Origin of the sequence: Lysinibacillus sp. NPDC096382 (assembly GCF_044762845.1) — a bacterium.
Classification (GTDB): Bacteria; Bacillota; Bacilli; order Bacillales_A; family Planococcaceae; genus Lysinibacillus.
The window spans coordinates 138,605-157,362 of record NZ_JBIWFC010000009.1; the positions used below are offsets into that span (position 1 = coordinate 138,605).

16 protein-coding genes are annotated in these 18,758 nt (G+C 37.4%); 2 read left to right on the top strand and 14 right to left on the bottom strand.

Features of this window, described 5'->3' with window-relative positions; genetic code table 11:
• Window positions 1–343 precede the first annotated feature (343 nt).
• The 6 genes from ACIQZA_RS14425 to yycF form a co-directional block, all read right to left on the bottom strand.
• A complete protein-coding gene (locus ACIQZA_RS14425; RefSeq protein ID WP_142510041.1) occupies window positions 344–1,645 on the bottom strand; it encodes a S1C family serine protease in 1,302 nt (433 codons plus the stop codon).
• Between the two features lie 168 nt (window positions 1,646–1,813).
• A complete protein-coding gene (locus ACIQZA_RS14430; RefSeq protein WP_132362531.1) occupies window positions 1,814–2,602 on the bottom strand; it encodes an MBL fold metallo-hydrolase in 789 nt (262 codons plus the stop codon).
• Window positions 2,602–3,429 (bottom strand): two-component system regulatory protein YycI, encoded by an 828-nt coding sequence (locus ACIQZA_RS14435; protein ID WP_400937489.1) that lies wholly within the window; start codon window positions 3,427–3,429, stop codon window positions 2,602–2,604. Before ACIQZA_RS14435 ends, ACIQZA_RS14430 begins: the two co-directional genes overlap by 1 nt.
• Complete coding sequence (locus ACIQZA_RS14440) at window positions 3,416–4,735, bottom strand: YycH family regulatory protein (protein ID WP_400937486.1); 1,320 nt, start codon at window positions 4,733–4,735, stop codon at window positions 3,416–3,418. Before ACIQZA_RS14440 ends, ACIQZA_RS14435 begins: the two co-directional genes overlap by 14 nt.
• Window positions 4,732–6,597 carry a cell wall metabolism sensor histidine kinase WalK gene (gene walK, locus ACIQZA_RS14445; RefSeq protein ID WP_132362525.1) on the bottom strand — a complete coding sequence of 622 codons (1,866 nt, stop codon included), beginning with the start codon at window positions 6,595–6,597 and terminating at the stop codon, window positions 4,732–4,734. Before walK ends, ACIQZA_RS14440 begins: the two co-directional genes overlap by 4 nt.
• Window positions 6,598–6,603: 6 nt before the next feature.
• Window positions 6,604–7,317: a response regulator YycF gene (gene yycF / locus ACIQZA_RS14450; RefSeq protein ID WP_049662630.1), complete on the bottom strand. Its 714-nt coding sequence runs from the start codon at window positions 7,315–7,317 to the stop codon at window positions 6,604–6,606.
• 1,314 nt (window positions 7,318–8,631) lie between these two features.
• Between yycF and ACIQZA_RS14455 the strand changes: the two genes are divergently transcribed.
• The gene (locus tag ACIQZA_RS14455; protein ID WP_255505247.1) at window positions 8,632–9,444 is read left to right on the top strand and encodes a YitT family protein; all 813 of its coding nucleotides are present in this window, start codon (window positions 8,632–8,634) and stop codon (window positions 9,442–9,444) included.
• A 544-nt stretch (window positions 9,445–9,988) separates the two neighbouring features.
• Here ACIQZA_RS14455 and ACIQZA_RS14460 read toward each other — a convergent pair.
• The 8 genes from ACIQZA_RS14460 to rpsF form a co-directional block, all read right to left on the bottom strand.
• Window positions 9,989–11,281, bottom strand: a complete 1,293-nt coding sequence (locus ACIQZA_RS14460; protein WP_400937482.1) for an adenylosuccinate synthase — start codon at window positions 11,279–11,281, stop codon at window positions 9,989–9,991.
• Between the two features lie 257 nt (window positions 11,282–11,538).
• Window positions 11,539–12,900: a replicative DNA helicase gene (gene dnaB / locus ACIQZA_RS14465; RefSeq protein WP_400937480.1), complete on the bottom strand. Its 1,362-nt coding sequence runs from the start codon at window positions 12,898–12,900 to the stop codon at window positions 11,539–11,541.
• Window positions 12,901–12,913: 13 nt separating this feature from the next.
• Entirely contained in the window at window positions 12,914–13,360 is a 447-nt protein-coding gene (gene rplI / locus ACIQZA_RS14470; protein WP_142510034.1) for a 50S ribosomal protein L9, read from the bottom strand.
• Window positions 13,357–15,330 carry a DHH family phosphoesterase gene (locus tag ACIQZA_RS14475; protein ID WP_402882003.1) on the bottom strand — a complete coding sequence of 658 codons (1,974 nt, stop codon included), beginning with the start codon at window positions 15,328–15,330 and terminating at the stop codon, window positions 13,357–13,359. Before ACIQZA_RS14475 ends, rplI begins: the two co-directional genes overlap by 4 nt.
• A gap of 12 nt (window positions 15,331–15,342) precedes the next feature.
• Window positions 15,343–16,284: a YybS family protein gene (locus ACIQZA_RS14480; protein ID WP_402882006.1), complete on the bottom strand. Its 942-nt coding sequence runs from the start codon at window positions 16,282–16,284 to the stop codon at window positions 15,343–15,345.
• A 557-nt stretch (window positions 16,285–16,841) separates the two neighbouring features.
• Window positions 16,842–17,078 (bottom strand): 30S ribosomal protein S18, encoded by a 237-nt coding sequence (gene rpsR / locus ACIQZA_RS14485; RefSeq protein WP_049662616.1) that lies wholly within the window; start codon window positions 17,076–17,078, stop codon window positions 16,842–16,844.
• A 38-nt stretch (window positions 17,079–17,116) separates the two neighbouring features.
• Window positions 17,117–17,686 carry a single-stranded DNA-binding protein gene (gene ssb / locus ACIQZA_RS14490; protein WP_142510031.1) on the bottom strand — a complete coding sequence of 190 codons (570 nt, stop codon included), beginning with the start codon at window positions 17,684–17,686 and terminating at the stop codon, window positions 17,117–17,119.
• A gap of 38 nt (window positions 17,687–17,724) precedes the next feature.
• Window positions 17,725–18,012 (bottom strand): 30S ribosomal protein S6, encoded by a 288-nt coding sequence (gene rpsF, locus ACIQZA_RS14495; RefSeq protein ID WP_400937470.1) that lies wholly within the window; start codon window positions 18,010–18,012, stop codon window positions 17,725–17,727.
• Window positions 18,013–18,197: 185 nt separating this feature from the next.
• Here rpsF and ACIQZA_RS14500 point away from each other — a divergent pair, with 185 nt between their 5' ends.
• Window positions 18,198–18,758, top strand: a complete 561-nt coding sequence (locus ACIQZA_RS14500) for a DUF3267 domain-containing protein (protein WP_400937468.1) — start codon at window positions 18,198–18,200, stop codon at window positions 18,756–18,758.

Genomic DNA, 18,758 nt, shown 5'->3' on the forward strand with positions numbered 1-18,758 from the left:
AGGTCAGGCGAGTATGGAAGAATAGGCTTTCTACCGCCACTCGCACTGTATATATTATTATTCACAATTTTCTAGTTATCCACAATATTTTCTAAATAATTTAGTGAACGTTGCGGCGAGGTGACTTTCAACTCAGAGGTTACTCGTTCTCACTACTCACCAAACTTGAGCAAAATAGACTCATAACAGTGATGCAATTGTACTTATATTGCTGTTGTCGCTTTCACACATAATCAACCTCTTGTTTTGCTGAAGAGCTATACTGTAATATGACACCTTACTATCATTGACTCAACAACAAAAAAAATCAGTGGAGATCATATCATCCCCACTGATTTTCAATTTACAACGAATCGCTATTTGTTAATGTTAGTGATAGATCCACTAATTTACCTTGGCGATATACTTTCATCGTTAATTTATCACCAATTTTTTTGTGGTTATATAAATGTTTGCGTAAATCGATTGCTGTTTCGATTTTTTGGCCATCCATTTCAACAATAACATCGTATTGTTTAACGCCTGCTTTTGAAGCTGGAGAGTTCGACACAACATCTGTAATAACAACACCTGTTGTTACGTCTTTTGGTAATTTTAACGTTTCTTGTTGGTAGAATGACGGAACATCCGTTAAGTCTACTAATGAAATACCCATTGTTGGACGCTTCATTTCACCATTTTTCTCTAATTCCTCGATAATTGGAATTGCTGAGTTAATCGGAATTGAGAAGCCTAAACCCTCCACAGAGGATTGTGCAATTTTCATGGAGTTAATGCCGACTAATTCACCAGCAAGGTTTACAAGTGCACCACCACTATTACCAGGATTGATAGCTGCGTCTGTTTGTAATACTTCTTGCTGCCAATCTATAGTACCATCACCGTTTATGTCAACTGGTACAGAACGGTCCTTACCAGAAACAACACCTGTAGTAACTGAGCCATAGAATTCTAAGCCAAGTGGATTACCAATCGCAATTACTGTTTCACCTTGTTTTAATACGTCTGAGTTACCAAATGTCGCTACTGTCTTAACATCTTTAGAGCTGATTGAAATGACCGCTAAGTCTGTCCAAACATCGTGACCAACTAATTGTGCTACTTCTTTCGTTCCATCAGGCATTGTTACTTCTAACTGCTTTGCACCTTCAATAACATGATTATTTGTCACGATAAAGGCTTTATCACCTTCAACTTTGTAAATAACACCTGAACCGCTTCCCGCAGGCTGTTCTGATGAGGATCGTGGACTCCAGAATCCGCCACTTGACACTTCTTGAATATTTGTAATCCCTACAACAGCCCCTGAAGCCTTATCTACTGCTTTTGTAACGTCAGTTGTCACTTCTGTTGCCACTTGATTAATGGTTGTTTCACTTTTATTACCTGCGCTACTTGTTGTTGTACCTGGCATTTGATTGACAAGTCCAGGCATCATGAGCCAAACGAGTAAAGCGCCTATGATAACGCCGATAAAACCGGTAAATAAATAACCACCTTTACCTCCGCCACCGCCTTTCTTTTTATGACGCTTCTCTTGCGTTTCTCGCTCCTCTTGTTCGAGTCGCTCCTGAAGAGGTGACTTCTGTATTTCATCATTTTTTAATAAATCATTATTTTTATCATCATCTTGAAAATAGCCCATTTACCTCATCCTTTCCTTTATTAAGTATTTGCTAGTTGTTACCCTAATATTACAATTCAAACATTAAAATCAGATGAAAAATAAATAAAATGGACATAAAAATGGCTGTTCAATGCATTTTCTATAAATGCCATTGAACAGCCTCATTAAAGCTTCGATATTTTATCATTAAACGGTTACTAACTTCGTCGGCTCTTCTGCATCTGTATCAAATAAATTTAAATACTCACCGACAATAATGCCGCAAGATTGCAAAGTTTGTGTAACACTCATGCGTGCAAGCTCTTTCATATTATTATCTTTACTTAAATGTGATAAATATATATTTGTTGGCTTTTCAAATACTACTTCACTCATTGCGATAGCTGCATCCTCATTTGAAACGTGCCCTACATCACTTAAAATACGACGTTTTATAGACCATGGGTAACGTCCCATTTGCAGCATATTCACATCGTGGTTACTTTCAAATACAAAGGAATCAGCACCACGAATAATCCCTTTCATACGATCACTGACATAGCCTGTATCCGTAATAACAACAAGCTTACGCCCATTTTCATGAAAGCTATAAAACATTGGATCTGCTGCATCATGTGATACCGCAAAAGATTCGACAGCCAATGAACCAAAATGCTTTACAGTATCCATTTCAAATTCAAAACGTTGCTCTAAAGGTATATCGCCAACTAGCCCGTCCATCGCCTGCCACGTTTTGGCGTTAGCATAAACAGGTACATTATATTTTCGTGCCAATACACCTATTCCTTTAATATGATCACTATGCTCATGTGTAACGAAAATGCCACTTAGCTGTTTCATATTGCGGTCGACTTTTGTAAATAGTTGCTCCATCTTTTTGCCACTAAGACCCGCATCGACAATAAATGCATGCTCATCATTCTCTACATAAATCGAATTTCCTGTACTGCCACTTGCTAAAACACTAAATCGCATTATTCAACTCCCCAGTCTTCCTCTTCAGCCTTTTGCTTGTCTCCTTGGATTTCAATAATTTTTCCATCAATAGCATCCACGAAGTACTCTTCTATTTCTCCGTCCGGTAATTCCACTTGTACTTCCCATGTTGGTATCAACACTTGTGTTTGCGTTAAATTACTAAATGTTGAGTAACCTAACTTCACATGCTTAATACGCGATTCTGATTTTAATAGCCCTTTATTATAAAGTGTCTGGAAAATTTGAAGTGGTGGTATGACCGTTTCCTGTTGCTCCATCTCTTCGATATTATCAATCATTGTCTGCTCATACATTGTCACTTCGTTATCTAAATTCCACTGTACTTTTAATAAGGCACTATCATTGTAATAGAACATTCGATTATTTTTCTTTTGGAAGAAGATTGCGACTCGTTCCTCACGATCTACCTTCCATAATGCATAAGAATCTCCATCTTTAACGTTTAAATGGACAAAATCAGTAAAGCTTGCATCATCACTAATATTTCGTAATTTCACAGGGTTAATAAAATTAACACGTATATGTGCATGTGTCTCATCAGTGAAACTTACTCGCTGATTGTCATCGTTAACAATATTTTTAAAATTATGCACTTTTCCTGTAATGTAAGAAGCTGATTCATTACTATTCGGCAGTGGTCCATACGTAATATTATCATCTTTCAAACGGGCTTCTATTGTTTTTTCACCTAGTATTTCTACGCTCTGCGCTTCATTATAGCGATTTAAATATAACCAATACAAGAAGATATTTAAGATTAAAAAAACGAATATAAAAATAGACTTTGTTCTATTCCAATCCATTTTTGACACCCCCTAATATGTCAGGCGTCAGTTTTGTCGATATACCATTACGAATAACAAACCAGCATGGCTCTAATGTCACTATTGTGCTTTGATCATAGGTTAAATAGAAACCTACAACAATATCATCTATATCTGATAAAGCAATGTTATTTAGCTTTTTAATCTTTTCAACGATTTCCGATCCTGACGGAAGTTCCTTCATCTCTTTTTCGGATGGAATATCTTTCTCAAAAGAAAAGTATGGACGTTTGTAGCGGAAAATACGATTTTCTCCCCAAACGGTTGTAATTCGGTTTATAGCCTGATCACTATAAATCGGTAATCCATGTAAATATAGCTGATAATCCAATTGATTATTGCTTGTACTTGTTGAGGCTAAGCGATAATCATCTGTAAAACCTCCGTGTTCATTGATAAATTCAAAGCTATCCGTAAAGAGCTTGGAAGGCTCTATTCTTACACTACTTTCTGCAGCTGGATATACATAGGTTAATGATTTCACCTTCGAATCAATCACCATCCGTGACATTCCATCGTGATATTTTTCAGTAGTTGCACTTTCATCAGTGCGCACGACATTGTTTAGATTTGTAAATACCACATTTTTAAATAATTCAGGTTTCTCTTCGATAAAATACGTATATTTTGCAGATTCAATTTTATCATTTGCAATATATAGTGAGGTAAAGCCATCTCGCTCCACTTCTTTAAAAGTGCTGTATGTTTTCGCTGGCTCAATAATATCTCTTACAAATTGATTAGCATTTTCTAGACTTACACGTGAACCCATTAATAATTCATTATTGCCACTAATGAAAAATACCTGTAATACTTTGCTATTATAATTGCTCCAATCTATAATCATACGATTGAAGGTTGTTTCAGGTAGCTCCTTATCGGCGAACTGAAAAATCGTGTTAAAGGCAGAGTAAGGAATCTCACCAGGGAAAAAGACAGTCATATAATTGTTAGAACGAATCATATCGTTTACAGAGTCCGCCTTAAGATTATTGTCAACGGGCATTAAATCCAGGATATTCCACCCATGAAATGCGTCCATAATATCTACCATTGCACCATTAGATACTGTTCCGGTAAATTCTTTATCAAAACGGTAAATAGCTTTATAAGGACGAATTACATCCTCCGGTTTTTTTTGTGGTCCGATTAGAATTTCTTTTCCTTCAGTCTTTTCAATAAATTTATAATCTGGCGTGTATGTCCAAATTATAAAGGTTAAAACAACACTTAGCACAACAAGTAGGAATAAAACAACTGATTTAACTGGTTCTATATATTTCATTCCCACTCACCTGCCTCGTCAAAATCATCTAAATTAAGTGGTAATGTGAAGAAAACCGTTGTTCCATGCCCTTCTTCACTTTCAGCCCATATTTTACCGCCATGAGCTTCAATCATTTCCCTGGCAATAGCTAGACCTAGACCTGTGCCTCCCATAGAACGAGCTCGAGCTCGATCTACTCGATAGAAACGCTCAAAAATACGTCCTACATTTTCCTTAGGAATTCCCATACCATCATCGGAAATCATAACCTTTAGCATATCTCCTTGCGCTGTAAAGCCAAAGCGAATATTACCGCCATCGGGTGAATACTTAATAGCATTAGAAATAATATTATCGATAACTTGTGTCACCTTATCCGTATCGATTTCTACATAATAAGATGCCTCTGGGAATAAACGTTCAAACATCACTTTATCTGACTTAGACATTTCAAAACGATCGATAATACGGTTAAAGAATGAATTAAATAGAACAATGTCTTGATTCAGTTCATAATCTGAACTATCCATTCTTGATAACTGCAATAAGTCATTCACTAAGCGGATCATACGCTCTGTCTCTGTTTGTGTGACATTCAAAAATGTTGGAGCAATATTTTCATCTTTCCATGCACCATCTGCTAACGCCTCTAAATAACTGCGCATCGTCGTTAACGGTGTCCTTAATTCATGTGACACATTTGATACAAATTCCCTGCGATCCATCTCTATTTTTTCCTGTTCCGTAATATCGTGCAGTACGGTAATTAGACCATTAATAAAGCCCGTTTCTTTTTGAATAACAGAGAAATTCGCACGTAAAATATATGGTGCGTCTGCTGTACTAAAATTTAAATTCACCGCATCATTCATGTGAATTAAATCCTCAAAACTATACTCTTGGTCAATTCCTAAAACAGATGCAATCGGTCGGCCTAATGTAATATCTCTTGAAATATGCAGCAGCTCTAGTGCGGGGTCATTAATAAGAATGATACGCCCTTTTCGATCTGTTGCAATAACGCCATCCGTCATATTACTAAGGACCGAATCGAGCTTTCGTCGTTCCGCCTCAGTAGTAGATTGCGCCTCCTGCAAGCGATTTGTTAAATGATTAAAGGTTATAGCAAGCTGCCCTATCTCATCTGTACCATAAACCCGCACTTTTCGAGAATAGTTACCCTTTGCCATCGCCTGAGCCTGCTTACGCATATCTGAAATTGGCTGTGTAATTGTTCGTGCCACTAAGATTCCTAAAAAGATAGTAATTACTAAGGACACTGCTGTACCACCAAGGAAAATACGGTTAATGTCATTCACTTGTTCAAAAACAGATTCAATATTTGCCTCAATATAGAGTACCCCTATGATTTCATCATCAGGTCCTGCACCATCTCGAATTGGCGAAGCTAACACCCACACTCGATTTCTTGTTTTATTATCAAGTTTAATGTTTTCAAATAATGTTTCTGCAGAGATAGCACGGCGTACGAGGTCATTATTCGAGCGCTGTCCAATCAAACTTTGATTGTCTATCTCAGATGTGGCGCGAATACGCTGCCTATTATCGATGACACGGATTTCTAAAATATCCCCTTTAGAAAGTTCCTTCAATCCTGTGGAAAATTCCATGACAATCGTTTTCAAGCTCTCTTCAAGAGTTGGCATACTTTCATCGCGCTCTTTTAACATTTCTTCACGAATGCTATATTGCATTAAATCGACACGTTGAAAAATGGATTGTCGGAAGTTGTCTTTTAAATTTTGCTCTAATTCACGCGCAAAATAAATTCCTATTATTTGCAAAGCAAGTAGGATTAGCAAAATGTAAATTAGTACTAGCTTGACATGAATTGATTTAAAGAAGCTAACTTTCTGCATTCCTTTTTACTCCTGTTCAGGATTTCGTAAATAATAACCTACACCACGGCGTGTTACAATCCAAGCCGGATGACTAGGATTGTCCTCTATTTTTTCTCGTAAACGGCGAATTGTTACATCTACTGTTCGTACATCACCGAAATAGTCATAGCCCCACACAGTTTGTAGTAAATGTTCACGCGTCATTACTTGACCGATATGCTTCCCTAAGTAATGTAATAGTTCAAACTCTCTGTGTGTTAGTTCAATTGCTTCATCACGTTTCAATACTAAGTAAGCATCTGGCTGAATAACAAGCGAGCCTACTACAATTTCATTGGACTCTTCTTCAACCTCTTCGGCAGTAGGGGCTACTACCTGTAAGCGACGCATATTTGCCTTTACACGTGCAATAAGCTCACGTGTACTAAATGGCTTTGTCACATAATCATCTGCGCCCATTTCTAGTCCTAATACTTTATCAATCTCAGACCCTTTTGCAGTTAGCATAATGATAGGGAAATCATATTTTTTTCGTACTTCTCGACAAACTTCCATCCCATCACGCTTAGGTAACATTATATCTAAAAGCATTAAATCTGGTTGTTCTTCCTCAACCTTCTCTAGTGCCTCATCTCCATCATAAGCACAAATAACTTTGTAGCCTTCTTTTATTAAATTAAACTGTAAAATATCTGCGATTGGTTTTTCATCGTCAACAACTAAAATGGTCTTGTCCATATTTTTTCTCCCTTTCGCTTTTTATCTATTTTTAAACGATTGTATTTTTAAAGTCACTACTCTAACTCTACCATGCTTTTAACTTCTATGCATTATTCTAAATCCTAAGACATTTTACGATATTGTTATAATCAATTATGCCTCAACAAATTGCTTCCGGAATTGGCCTTTGTGCTTAGGCCTGCGTGATGCAGGTCAGTTAGCCGTTATCGCATGGATGCGATGGTTTTAGGCTAACTTCCTATATAAGAGCTCCTTTCCGAACCCGTGACATCCGCCGGAGGCTTTAGGCCAACAGATGTTTTTTGCGCGAAAGCGTAGTGCTAACACAGCTTCAGCACGGTGTTTTGTCTGTGCGACAGCGGCAACAGTACAAAGTTGGTCACTCAGCCGTTGCCATAGGACGCAGCGTTCTTAGACTGAGTTCCTCTATTTCAACGGATATTTGGATACTCTCTGAAAATTGACTTAAAACCGCATTCAACTCATCACCTATAGAGGCGGATGACTTCTGTACCTGTCGCTTTGCTTTCGCTACAGAAAATAGTTGCTAAAAAAAGTTAAATTATATTTCGACAAATATTTCTCGGGAAATAACATAGATTTACATACGAAGTATATAAAAAGACAGCCCTATTTTGGACTGCCTTCTATTCGAATTGATTAACGCCCTGCATATGATAATAGGTTTTCTAACGAACCCTTATTCTTAACTTCAAAGTGTAGATGTGTACCTGATGGATTTCTAGTAGTGCCTATAATTCCCCTAACAGATTTCCCCTACTACTTACTTGTCCTAACTTTGCGCTTTAATTGATGATAGGTGACCGTAAAGCACCTTCCACCTTTTCTATAGTAGTATTAATTACCCACAATTTTTTTTTGCACCAATATACTGTACCATAAAGAAAATACAGTTTAACTGTTTTCATCTTTTTGTAATGTAAATGTATTAATTCTCTACTAATTGTTACATCATTCCTTTTTTTATAGCTATTAAAAAGTATAGTTTCAGACGTAGATTTTGTTCCTGTCTTGTACTTTTCATGAGGTATTTAGACCCTAAGCCTCTCAACCTCTACTCCAAGCGATTAGTTGAGTTCTTTGAATAAAGCCGCTAGTATTCCATTTATTTTTACTATAATTTTAAACTTATCACTTTTTGTTTATTAAATATTCTGATAAAATAAAGATTAGATACATTAGTTGAATGGAGCGATTAATTTGAATGTTTTACAAACATCTGAAATAACCCCTAAAGTAAGAAAGCCTCAATGTAAAAATCCCGTTCGAAAACTTATCATTAGGACCATTATGGTAGCATTAGGTGCAGTCATTATGGCACTGGGGCTAGAGCTATTTTTAGTACCAAACCACATTATGGATGGTGGAATCGTAGGTGTTTCCATTATTACTTCTCATTTATTAAATTTACCTCTTGGTATTTTCATCTTCATTTTAAACTTACCTTTCATCTTTTTAGGCTATAAACAAATCGGTAAAACCTTTGCACTTTCCACAGGGCTCGGAATTACAGTACTCTCATTAACAACTCTTTTCTTACATAATCTAAACCCGTTTACTCAAGATACGCTATTGGCCACAGTTTTTGGTGGCATGATTTTAGGTATTGGTGTCGGCATTGTCATTCGTTATGGCGGCTCATTAGATGGGACAGAAATTTTAGCTATTTTATTTAATAGTAAAACACCGTTTTCCGTTGGTGAAATTATTATGTTCTGCAATTTACTCATCTTTGCAGTAGCGGGGTTTGTGTTCACATGGGAACAAGCCATGTACTCTATCCTGGCATACTATATTGCCTATAAAATGATTGATATCGTCATTCAAGGGATGGAGGAATCAAAATCCGTTTATATCATTAGTGATGAAATTGATGAAATTGGGCAAACGATTATGGACCGACTAGGTCGAGGTGTAACCTTCCTTCATGGTGAGGGGGCTTATACAGGTAACGATAAAAAAGTTATTTTTACCGTCATTACCCGATTAGAGGAATCCAAGCTTAAATCAATCGTCGCTGAAATTGATGATCATGCGTTCCTAGCAATTGGTAATATTGCAGAGGTTAGAGGTGGCCGCTTCAAGAAGAGAGATATCCACTAATGACAAAAGGGGCGTACCGTATATGGCACGTCCTTTTAATGTTGTTGAAATACATCTATGAAAGTGAATATTATGGCTACTTACCATAATCAAATTGAATAGGCTTATTACAGTGACGCTATTTTACATTTTGTGTAGCTACACTTTGTAAAAAGAATCTATTGCTGCTTCGCTTTCACACAAAAGACATCTATTACTACCACTATATTTTCACATATTATCACTATAAATTTAGAGTAATATGCCAGAAAATATACGCTAAGTGAAGTGGTTGATTGGAGTGGAGACTGAGCGACTCCTTGGGGATCAGCGTCACAGATGAGACCCTGGAGCGAGCAGCGCGAGTGAAGCGGCTCATCGGACGCCCCCAGGAAAGCGCTCAGTCGGAACGGAAATCAACCCCTCGTTTTGCCGAAGAGTCTTACTAATTTTGAATACATAAAATATAATGGACAATAATTGCGTCTCGCCCCAAAATTCAAAGTAAGGAAAGAGGTATAAAAAAGGACGTACCGCATATGGTACGCCCTTTTATGATTTATATTTATTTCGCTTCCCAAACATCCACTAAAACGTTCGTTTGTTCACGTGCAGGACCAACAGAGAAAGTAGCAATTTCAATACCAGTTAATTCACTTACGCGTTCTACATAGCGACGTGCATTCTCAGGTAGCTCTTCTAATGTTTTGCAGCCTGTAACATCTTCTGACCAGCCTGGAAGCTCTTCATAAATTGGTTCACATTGTTCAATAATATGAAGATTTGCTGGATACTCAGTAATCGTTTCATCTTTATATTTATACGCTGTACAAATTTTAACTGTTTCTAAACCAGATAAAACATCGATTGAGTTAAGCGCAAGATGCGTAATACCACTTACTCGGCGTGAGTGGCGCACAACTACCGTATCAAACCAACCTACACGACGTGGACGGCCAGTTGTTGTACCGTATTCACGACCAACTTCACGAATTTGTTGACCAACTTCATCAAATAATTCAGTAGGGAACGGTCCATCGCCAACACGAGAAGTATAGGCTTTAGATACACCAATAACATTTGAAACTCGTGATGGGCCAACACCAGCACCAATCGCTACTCCGCCGGCAACAGGATTTGAAGATGTTACAAATGGATACGTACCTTGATCGACATCAAGTAAAATACCTTGTGCTCCTTCAAATAACACTTTGCCGCCTTCATCTAGTACATCATTTAAGATTTTAGACGTGTCTGTTACATATTTTGCGATTTCTTGTCCATAGTTGTAATATTCCTCGAAAATCTCTTCGAATGTTACGCCTTCAACTTCGTAAAATTTCTCAAATAACTTATTCTTAATTGCTAAATTTTGACGTAGTTTTTCTTCAAATACATCCTTGTCTAGTAAATCAGCCATACGGATACCGATACGTGCTACTTTATCCTGATAACATGGTCCAATCCCTTTACAAGTCGTACCAATTTTATTATCGCCACGGCTTTCCTCATCAGCGATATCTTGCTTTATATGATATGGCAAAATAACATGCGCACGGTTAGAAATTCGTAAATTATCTGTATCAATGCCACGCTCTTGTAAACCTTTAAGCTCCGTCACTAATGACTTTGGATTAACAACCAGACCATTTCCGATTACTGAAGCTTTTTCTTTATAGAAAATACCTGATGGGATTAAATGTAACTTATAAGTTTCACCATCAAATTTAATTGTATGTCCTGCATTATCACCGCCTGCAAAACGAGCGATTGCATCAGCTTTTTGTGAAAGGAAATCCGTAATTTTACCTTTTCCTTCGTCTCCCCACTGTGTTCCTACAACTACAACTGATGTCATAGTCAGCACCTCCGTTAGATACCATTTGTATCTCAATTTTTAAGCCGTTAATTATTGTATCAATGATAGAAACGCCTAGTCAACAAAAATACTTAAAAACACGAACATAAAATCAAAAAATATGATTCAACGTTCGTGTTTAATGACAGAATGGTATGAATATTATCTAACATTCAGATTAATTCCGTCTTGGTGTAATCTCCAACGTTGAGTTCCTCTAAAAGAAGGAACTTTTTCTTATGAATGAAGATAAATATTTACTCACGTGGAGGTGGTGGCGGCATTTGCGACCAATCCACATTAATGAATTTATTGAATTCTTTTTTAAAAGCAAGTGTAACTGTACCCGTTGGACCGTTACGCTGTTTAGCAATAATAATCTCAATCATATTTTTACTCTCGGACTCCTTATCGTAATAATCATCACGATATAAGAAGGCAACAATATCAGCATCTTGCTCAATACTTCCCGATTCACGTAAGTCACTCATCATTGGTCGCTTATCTTGACGTTGCTCAACGCCACGAGATAGCTGTGATAATGCAATGACTGGAACCTTTAATTCACGCGCTAAATGTTTTAAAGAACGTGAAATCTCAGATACCTCTTGCTGACGGTTCTCCCCTGCTTTACCACTACCTTGAATAAGTTGTAAATAGTCAATCAAAATCATACCGAGGCCATGCTCTTGTGCTAAACGTCGACATTTTGCGCGAATTTCATTGATACGTACACCCGGTGTATCGTCAATAAAAATTCCTGAATTTGATAAACTCCCCATTGCCATAGTTAGTTTACCCCAATCTTCTGTTGTTAAAGCACCAGTACGTAAAACTTGTGCATCTATATTTCCCTCTGCACAAAGCATACGCATAACTAGCTGCTCAGCACCCATCTCTAAGGAGAAGATCGCAACATTTTCCCGCGCTTGAACGGCAACACTTTGTGCGACATTCAATGCAAAGGCTGTTTTCCCTACAGATGGACGTGCCGCAACAATAATTAAATCGTTACGCTGGAAGCCAGCTGTTATATGGTCTAAGTCACGGAAGCCTGTCGGAATACCTGTAACATCACCTTTTTGTGATTGAAGCTTCTCAATGTTATCAAAGGTTTCCACTAATACGTCTTTAACATGCTTAAAGTCACCCGCATTTTTACGACTGGCTACCTCCATCATTTTCTTCTCTGCTTCACCAAGTAATGCCTCTACCTCATCTTCACGAGTATAGCCATCTTCTACTATTTTAGTAGCAACACGAATTAAACGACGTAATAATGCCTTTTCTTCGACAATTTTCGCATAGTGTGCGACGTTAGCAGCTGTAGGGACAGCATTGGCGAGCTCTAGTAAATAAGATAGCCCGCCAACATCCTCAATTTCTTTTTTAGCTGATAATTCTTCAGTAACTGTGACAACATCTATCGCTTTTCCTTGATCACTTAAACGTAGCATCGTTTCGAAAATTGTTTTATGTGCATTATGATAAAAATCATCTGCTAGTAAAATTTCAGATGCCGTGATTAACGATTGAGGATCGAGGAAAATTGCACCGATAACCGATTGCTCCGCTTCCCGGTTATGCGGTGGGACGCGGTCCATCATCGGTTCGTTCATGGTTCGTCGCCCCTTACTCTTCCGTTACATGAACTTTTAATGTTGCAGATACTTCATGATGTAGTTTTACAGGTACATTTGTAAAGCCTAGCGCACGAATTCCATCACTTAAAGTCATTTTACGTTTATCAATTTTTATGCCATGCGTTTTTTGAAGCCCATCAGCAATTTGCTTTGTAGATACTGAACCAAATAGGCGACCACCTTCACCTGATTTTGCTTTTAATTCTACTGTTAAAGCTTCTAATTTTTCTTTTAACGCTTTCGCTTCAGCTAATTCTGCAGCGGCGTTTTTAGCTTCTAATTTCTTTTGACCATCTAATTGACTTAATGCTTGTGCATTTGCCTCAGCAGCATAGCCATTTTTAATCAAGAAGTTTTGTGCATAGCCGTCAGCTACATTTTTTATTTCCCCTTTTTTCCCTTTTCCTTTAACATCTTTTAAAAATACTACTTTCATGATTCAGAACTCCCTTCGAGTACCTCATTTATGGCCTCTTCTAAATATTTTTTTACTCCAGCAATGGAACTTGCTTCGACTTGGCAAGCTGCATTCGTTAAATGCCCACCGCCGCCTAGCTTTTCCATAACAAGCTGCACGTTTACTTCGCCAAGTGATCTTGCACTTATGCCGATTTTGCCATCTGAACGATGTGCAATGACAAAGGAAGCACCAACATCCTTCATTGTTAGTAAAATATCTGCTGTTTGCGCAATTAGTACAGAATCATACACTTTCGCTTCCTCACCTACAGCAATAGCAATACCCGGCTTCACGAACTTAACAGTTTGCACTATTTTAGAACGCTCAATATACGTATCGACATCTTCTTTTAATAATCGCTGTACTAGCACTGTATCGGCACCATTTGTCCGTAAATAAGAAGCCGCTTCAAACGTACGGGCTCCTGTGCGCAGTGTAAAACTCTTTGTATCGACTATAATTCCCGCCAGCAATGCCGTAGCCTCTAGCATATTAATCTTCGCACGTTTTGGTTGGTACTCGAGTAACTCTGTTATAAGCTCAGCTGTGGACGATGCATATGGCTCCATATAAACAAGCGTTGGATTTTCTATAAAATCCTCACTGCGACGATGGTGATCAATCACCACAACTTTTTCTGCCAGCTTCAATAGCTGTGATTCGATGACTAAATCCGGTTTATGCGTATCGACTATAACGAGTAAAGATTTTTCTGTCATTCTTGCTGCAGCTTCCTCTGGCGTTAGGAAATTTTCATAGAAATCCGATTTACTCTCTATTTCATTCATTAGACGTGTTACACTTCCGTTTAATTCTTCGAAATTCACGATCACATAGCCCTTCACATCATTCATCTGTGCCATTTTACGTACACCAACAGAGGCACCAATAGAGTCCATATCAGGGTTTTTATGTCCCATAACAAATACTTGGTCACTATCCTGAATTAAATCACGTAGTGCATGGGAAATAACACGTGCTCTAACGCGTGTACGTTTCTCAACAGGGTTCGTTTTCCCACCATAGAATTTCAGTTTCCCTGTAGGTTGCTTGATGGCAACCTGATCACCACCACGACCTAAAACAAGATCTAAACTTGATTGTGCAAGTTCACCAAGCTCTACTAATGAAGATGATCCTGCGCCAACACCAATACTTAATGTTAGTGACATATTTTTTTGCGCTGTTTTTTCTCGGATTGTATCTAAAATGGCAAATTTTTTCTTCTCAAGCTCCATTAAAATAGATTCGTTTAATACAGCTAAAAAACGATCGGATGATATTCGTTTGACAAATATCCCTTGCTCAGCCGCCCAATCATTAACAATTGATGTCACCATCGTATTCGTTAAACTACGTGGCTGGTCATCCATTGCTTGCGTAATTTCGTCATAATTATCAACAAATAATATCGCAATAACTGTACGATCTGCATAGTATTGTTTTTCAATAGCTATCTGCTCTGTGATATCAAAGAAATAGAGTAAATTCTCTTCTTTTTTATAATAAACTCGATATTTACGATCACGGAGTGTAATCGTATCTTCGTTTGTCTCTTCACTCTTCATTAGCACGTAAATGTCGTCAGATATATTAACGATTCCTTCACCTACTAAACTCTCCATATTTAAAACGCCTTGCATATATGGATTCGACCATTCTATTTCATATTGATCATTGACAAGTAAAATCCCAATTGGCATTTCAAGCAATGCCTCTTCCCCTACTTTTTTCATGCGGAAAGAAATGGATTCAATATGCCTTTCTGTTTCATCAAAGGTAATCTTTTCTACCTTCCACGTATAGACCATTAATAGTACAAAACCTACTCCATAACCGACACCTATCCCGATATTCCAAATACATAGAAGCACGAACGTCACAATGCCAAAAATGGAAAGAACAAAAAGCGGATAGCGGATTGGTCGTTTTCTAAAAGTCCCCATTACATCAGCCCCTTATTCTTTAGTTTTTCCCTTCACAAGTGAACGTACGTCGAAACCTAAATCTACGATGCCTAGCAATATCATAAAGGATGATAGTGGTAAGGCTAACAAAGTAGCTATCCATTTTACAGCATTCGGCATTCCCTTTTTAGAAATAAGGTAATGTATAAAGGAAATCCCCTGCAGGATTAATAACATCCATAAAACATAAGAAACATTTAAAACAATAACATCTAATGTAGATCCAGCTTCTGGACGCATAAATAAGTTAATGCATAAAACAATCATGTAATACCATAAAATAGATCGTGGTAGACGCATATGTTGGAACGGTGCAAATTTCGGTACGTCGAAACCAAGACGTTTTAATACAGGTAAATTGAACGTCATGACAATAAATGCTGTCATAAATGCAGAGAGTGTTACTATTGCAGGTATTGTCAGTTCAACTGTTTTTAACAGAGCCTCAATTAGCTCTGGCTGAAACGCTTCTTGACCTGTCATAGTTTTTGTCAGTTCATTTGATTGCTCATAACTTGCGCGGAACAACTCCATGCTTATGTTAATCATATTGATACCAGTAAATTGAACATAGGCTACATAGACAATTGTCATTGACAGAAGAACAGCAACCCCTGATGACATGAATAGGTAAAGTTTGCTCTTCTTTTGATTAATTGCATTTCCTATTACGACACCAAGTAATGCCAATACAAAGGCAAATGGTAACATAATTAAGCCAGTTGTTAGAGTGGTTAAAATACAGCCTACTACTGCTACAAATACTGATGATGAACGCTTATAATTTGCGCTATACCAAGCAATTGGTAATGGGGCAAATATTAGACTTACTATACGAATGAATGGTACATATGCAGAAATAAGCATAAGAAGCGTAAAGATTGCGACCATCATTGAGCCATGTAAAAGCGCCTTTGTTTGATTATTCGGCATTGAAAACCTTCCTTTTTTCAGTCAAACTTACTGACCTTTATTGTACCATTTTTTTAGGTTATTGAACAAAAAACGCTAAGAACAACTGAATGCTTTGCCATTAATTTTGTAGAACCAATGACTAAAGCGTGAAATACATAGCTATATAGGAGATTTTTTACCGAAAAGGCATAACAAATTCATTATTTATGTTCTTATATATATTGTTGAAATTTTTCAATGATGCATACGACCGTTACTACTGCATGAAAAAAGGCTTTTAATCGAAATGATTATAAGCCGTTTGTTTTTAAAAATGTTACTTAGTCGATTGTTCTTCTCATTCATACGTTTTAGCAATTTGTTTCTCAATCTCTAACATTCATTTTTTCGTTATTCATGTCTCTTAAAAGTGTAATAAATTCTTATACTAATGGCAAATGGTAATATATAGAGTAATTACTGAGGTAAAATAAGGTCATCTTTATAGTATTAGAGATGACAAGATCAGCAACCCCAGTTTTATAAATAAAAAGGCACAACTAAAGTTAATTAAACCTCGTTGTGCCTTTATTATCTTATTTGTCTTCTGCTACGAATGGAAGTAATCCCATGATACGAGAAACTTTGATAGCTGAAGTTAATTTACGTTGGTACTTAGCGCTAGTGCCAGTTACGCGACGTGGTAAGATTTTACCGCGCTCAGAGATGAATTTTTTAAGTAAATCCACATCTTTATAGTCGATATTCGTAATGTTATTAGCAGTGAAGTAGCAAACTTTACGGCGTTTGCGGCCTCCGCGACGTGGTGCCATAGTATGTCTCCTCCTTATCATTTTTTATTTTAGAAGTATTAGAATGGTAAGTCATCCTCAGATACTTCTATCGGTCCTTTGCTATTAGCAAATGGATCCTCATCTACACGTGTATAATTCGGCTGATTCATAGGTGGTTGATTTTGCTGATAAGCATCGCCGCCAAATGAACCCTGCCCTGGCATAGCACCACCAAACTGTTGCTGTGGTTGTCCACCGCCATATGACGGTTGATTATTACCGTAAGTATTCTGCCCACCATATTGAGGAGCAGGAGCACCGCTAGTATTACGAGGCTCTAAAAACTGTACGCTATCTGCCACTACATCTGTTGTGTATACTCGTTTACCATCTTGTCCTTCATAGCTGCCTGTTTGAATGCGACCTTCCACTCCAATCAAACTTCCTTTTCGCATGAAGTTTGCTAAGTTTTCAGCCTGTTTGCGCCATGCAACACAGCTAATGAAATCAGCTTCGCGATCACCTTGTTGGTTTGAGAATGTTCGATTCACAGCAACTGTAAATCTTGTAGACGCAACACCATTAGGCGTATAGCGTAGCTCAGGATCTTTTGTTAGTCTTCCAACTAATACGACACGGTTTATCATCAGAAATGCAACCTCCTTTTCAGCATTTTGTTAAATGATTATGCTTCTTGACGAACCGCAATGTGACGAATGATATCTTCGCTAATGTTAGCAAGACGTGTGTATTCGTTAATTGCTTCTGAAGTAGCGTTTATTTTCACGATTTGGTAGAAACCTTCGCGGAAGTCTTGAATTTCATAAGCTAAGCGGCGTTTGCCCCACTCTTTTGATTCGATGACTTCTGCACCGTTAGAAGTTAAGATTTCGTTGAAACGTTCAACTAAAGCTTTCTTCGCTTCGTCTTCAATGTTCGGACGTACGATGTACATTAATTCGTATTTTCTCATCTGTTTACACCTCCTTATGGACTTAGGCTCTCCTGTATACAGGGAGCAAGGAGCAAGTAATAATTATTACTCACATCAATGAATTGTAACATATAGATACGTGTCTTTCAAGTCGCAACCAAACAATTCTTTCTATATAATGAACTTAATAATGAACTTAATTCATGAATGAGAGGAGGATCTTCATGCTACCAGATAAAGAACCTATCGTAATCGAGTTGGATATAAAAAAACTAATGATGGATAATATTGTTGGTACAAGTGGTCTCGTCATATTATTTGTAGCTATTCAATCTATTTGCTTTAAAGATTTTGATTTTTCATTTTGGAATATGATTATTGGATCTATCCTTTTTGTTATTCTGTATATTATTTTCATTGTCTTACATGAAGCCTTTCATTTAATTGGCTTTATGGTCTTTGGAGGCGTACCCTTTAAATCGTTAAAATATGGCCTGAATTTAGAGCTTGGCATAGCGTACGCAACAACTGAACAACCGTTACCGAATCATGCAATGAAAAAAGCTTTATTACTTCCATTTTGGACAACTGGCGTTCTCCCGACAATTGCTGGTTTCTACTTTAACAGTACTGTTTTAGTATTAGTAGGTGCTTTTTTAATCGCTGGAGCAGTCGGTGATTTTTCCATGTATACAGAATTACGTAAATACCCAAAAAATGCGTTAATACAAGATGATCCTCATTTACCTAAGCTTTATGTATATTTGCCCGAGGAAAAGAAATAA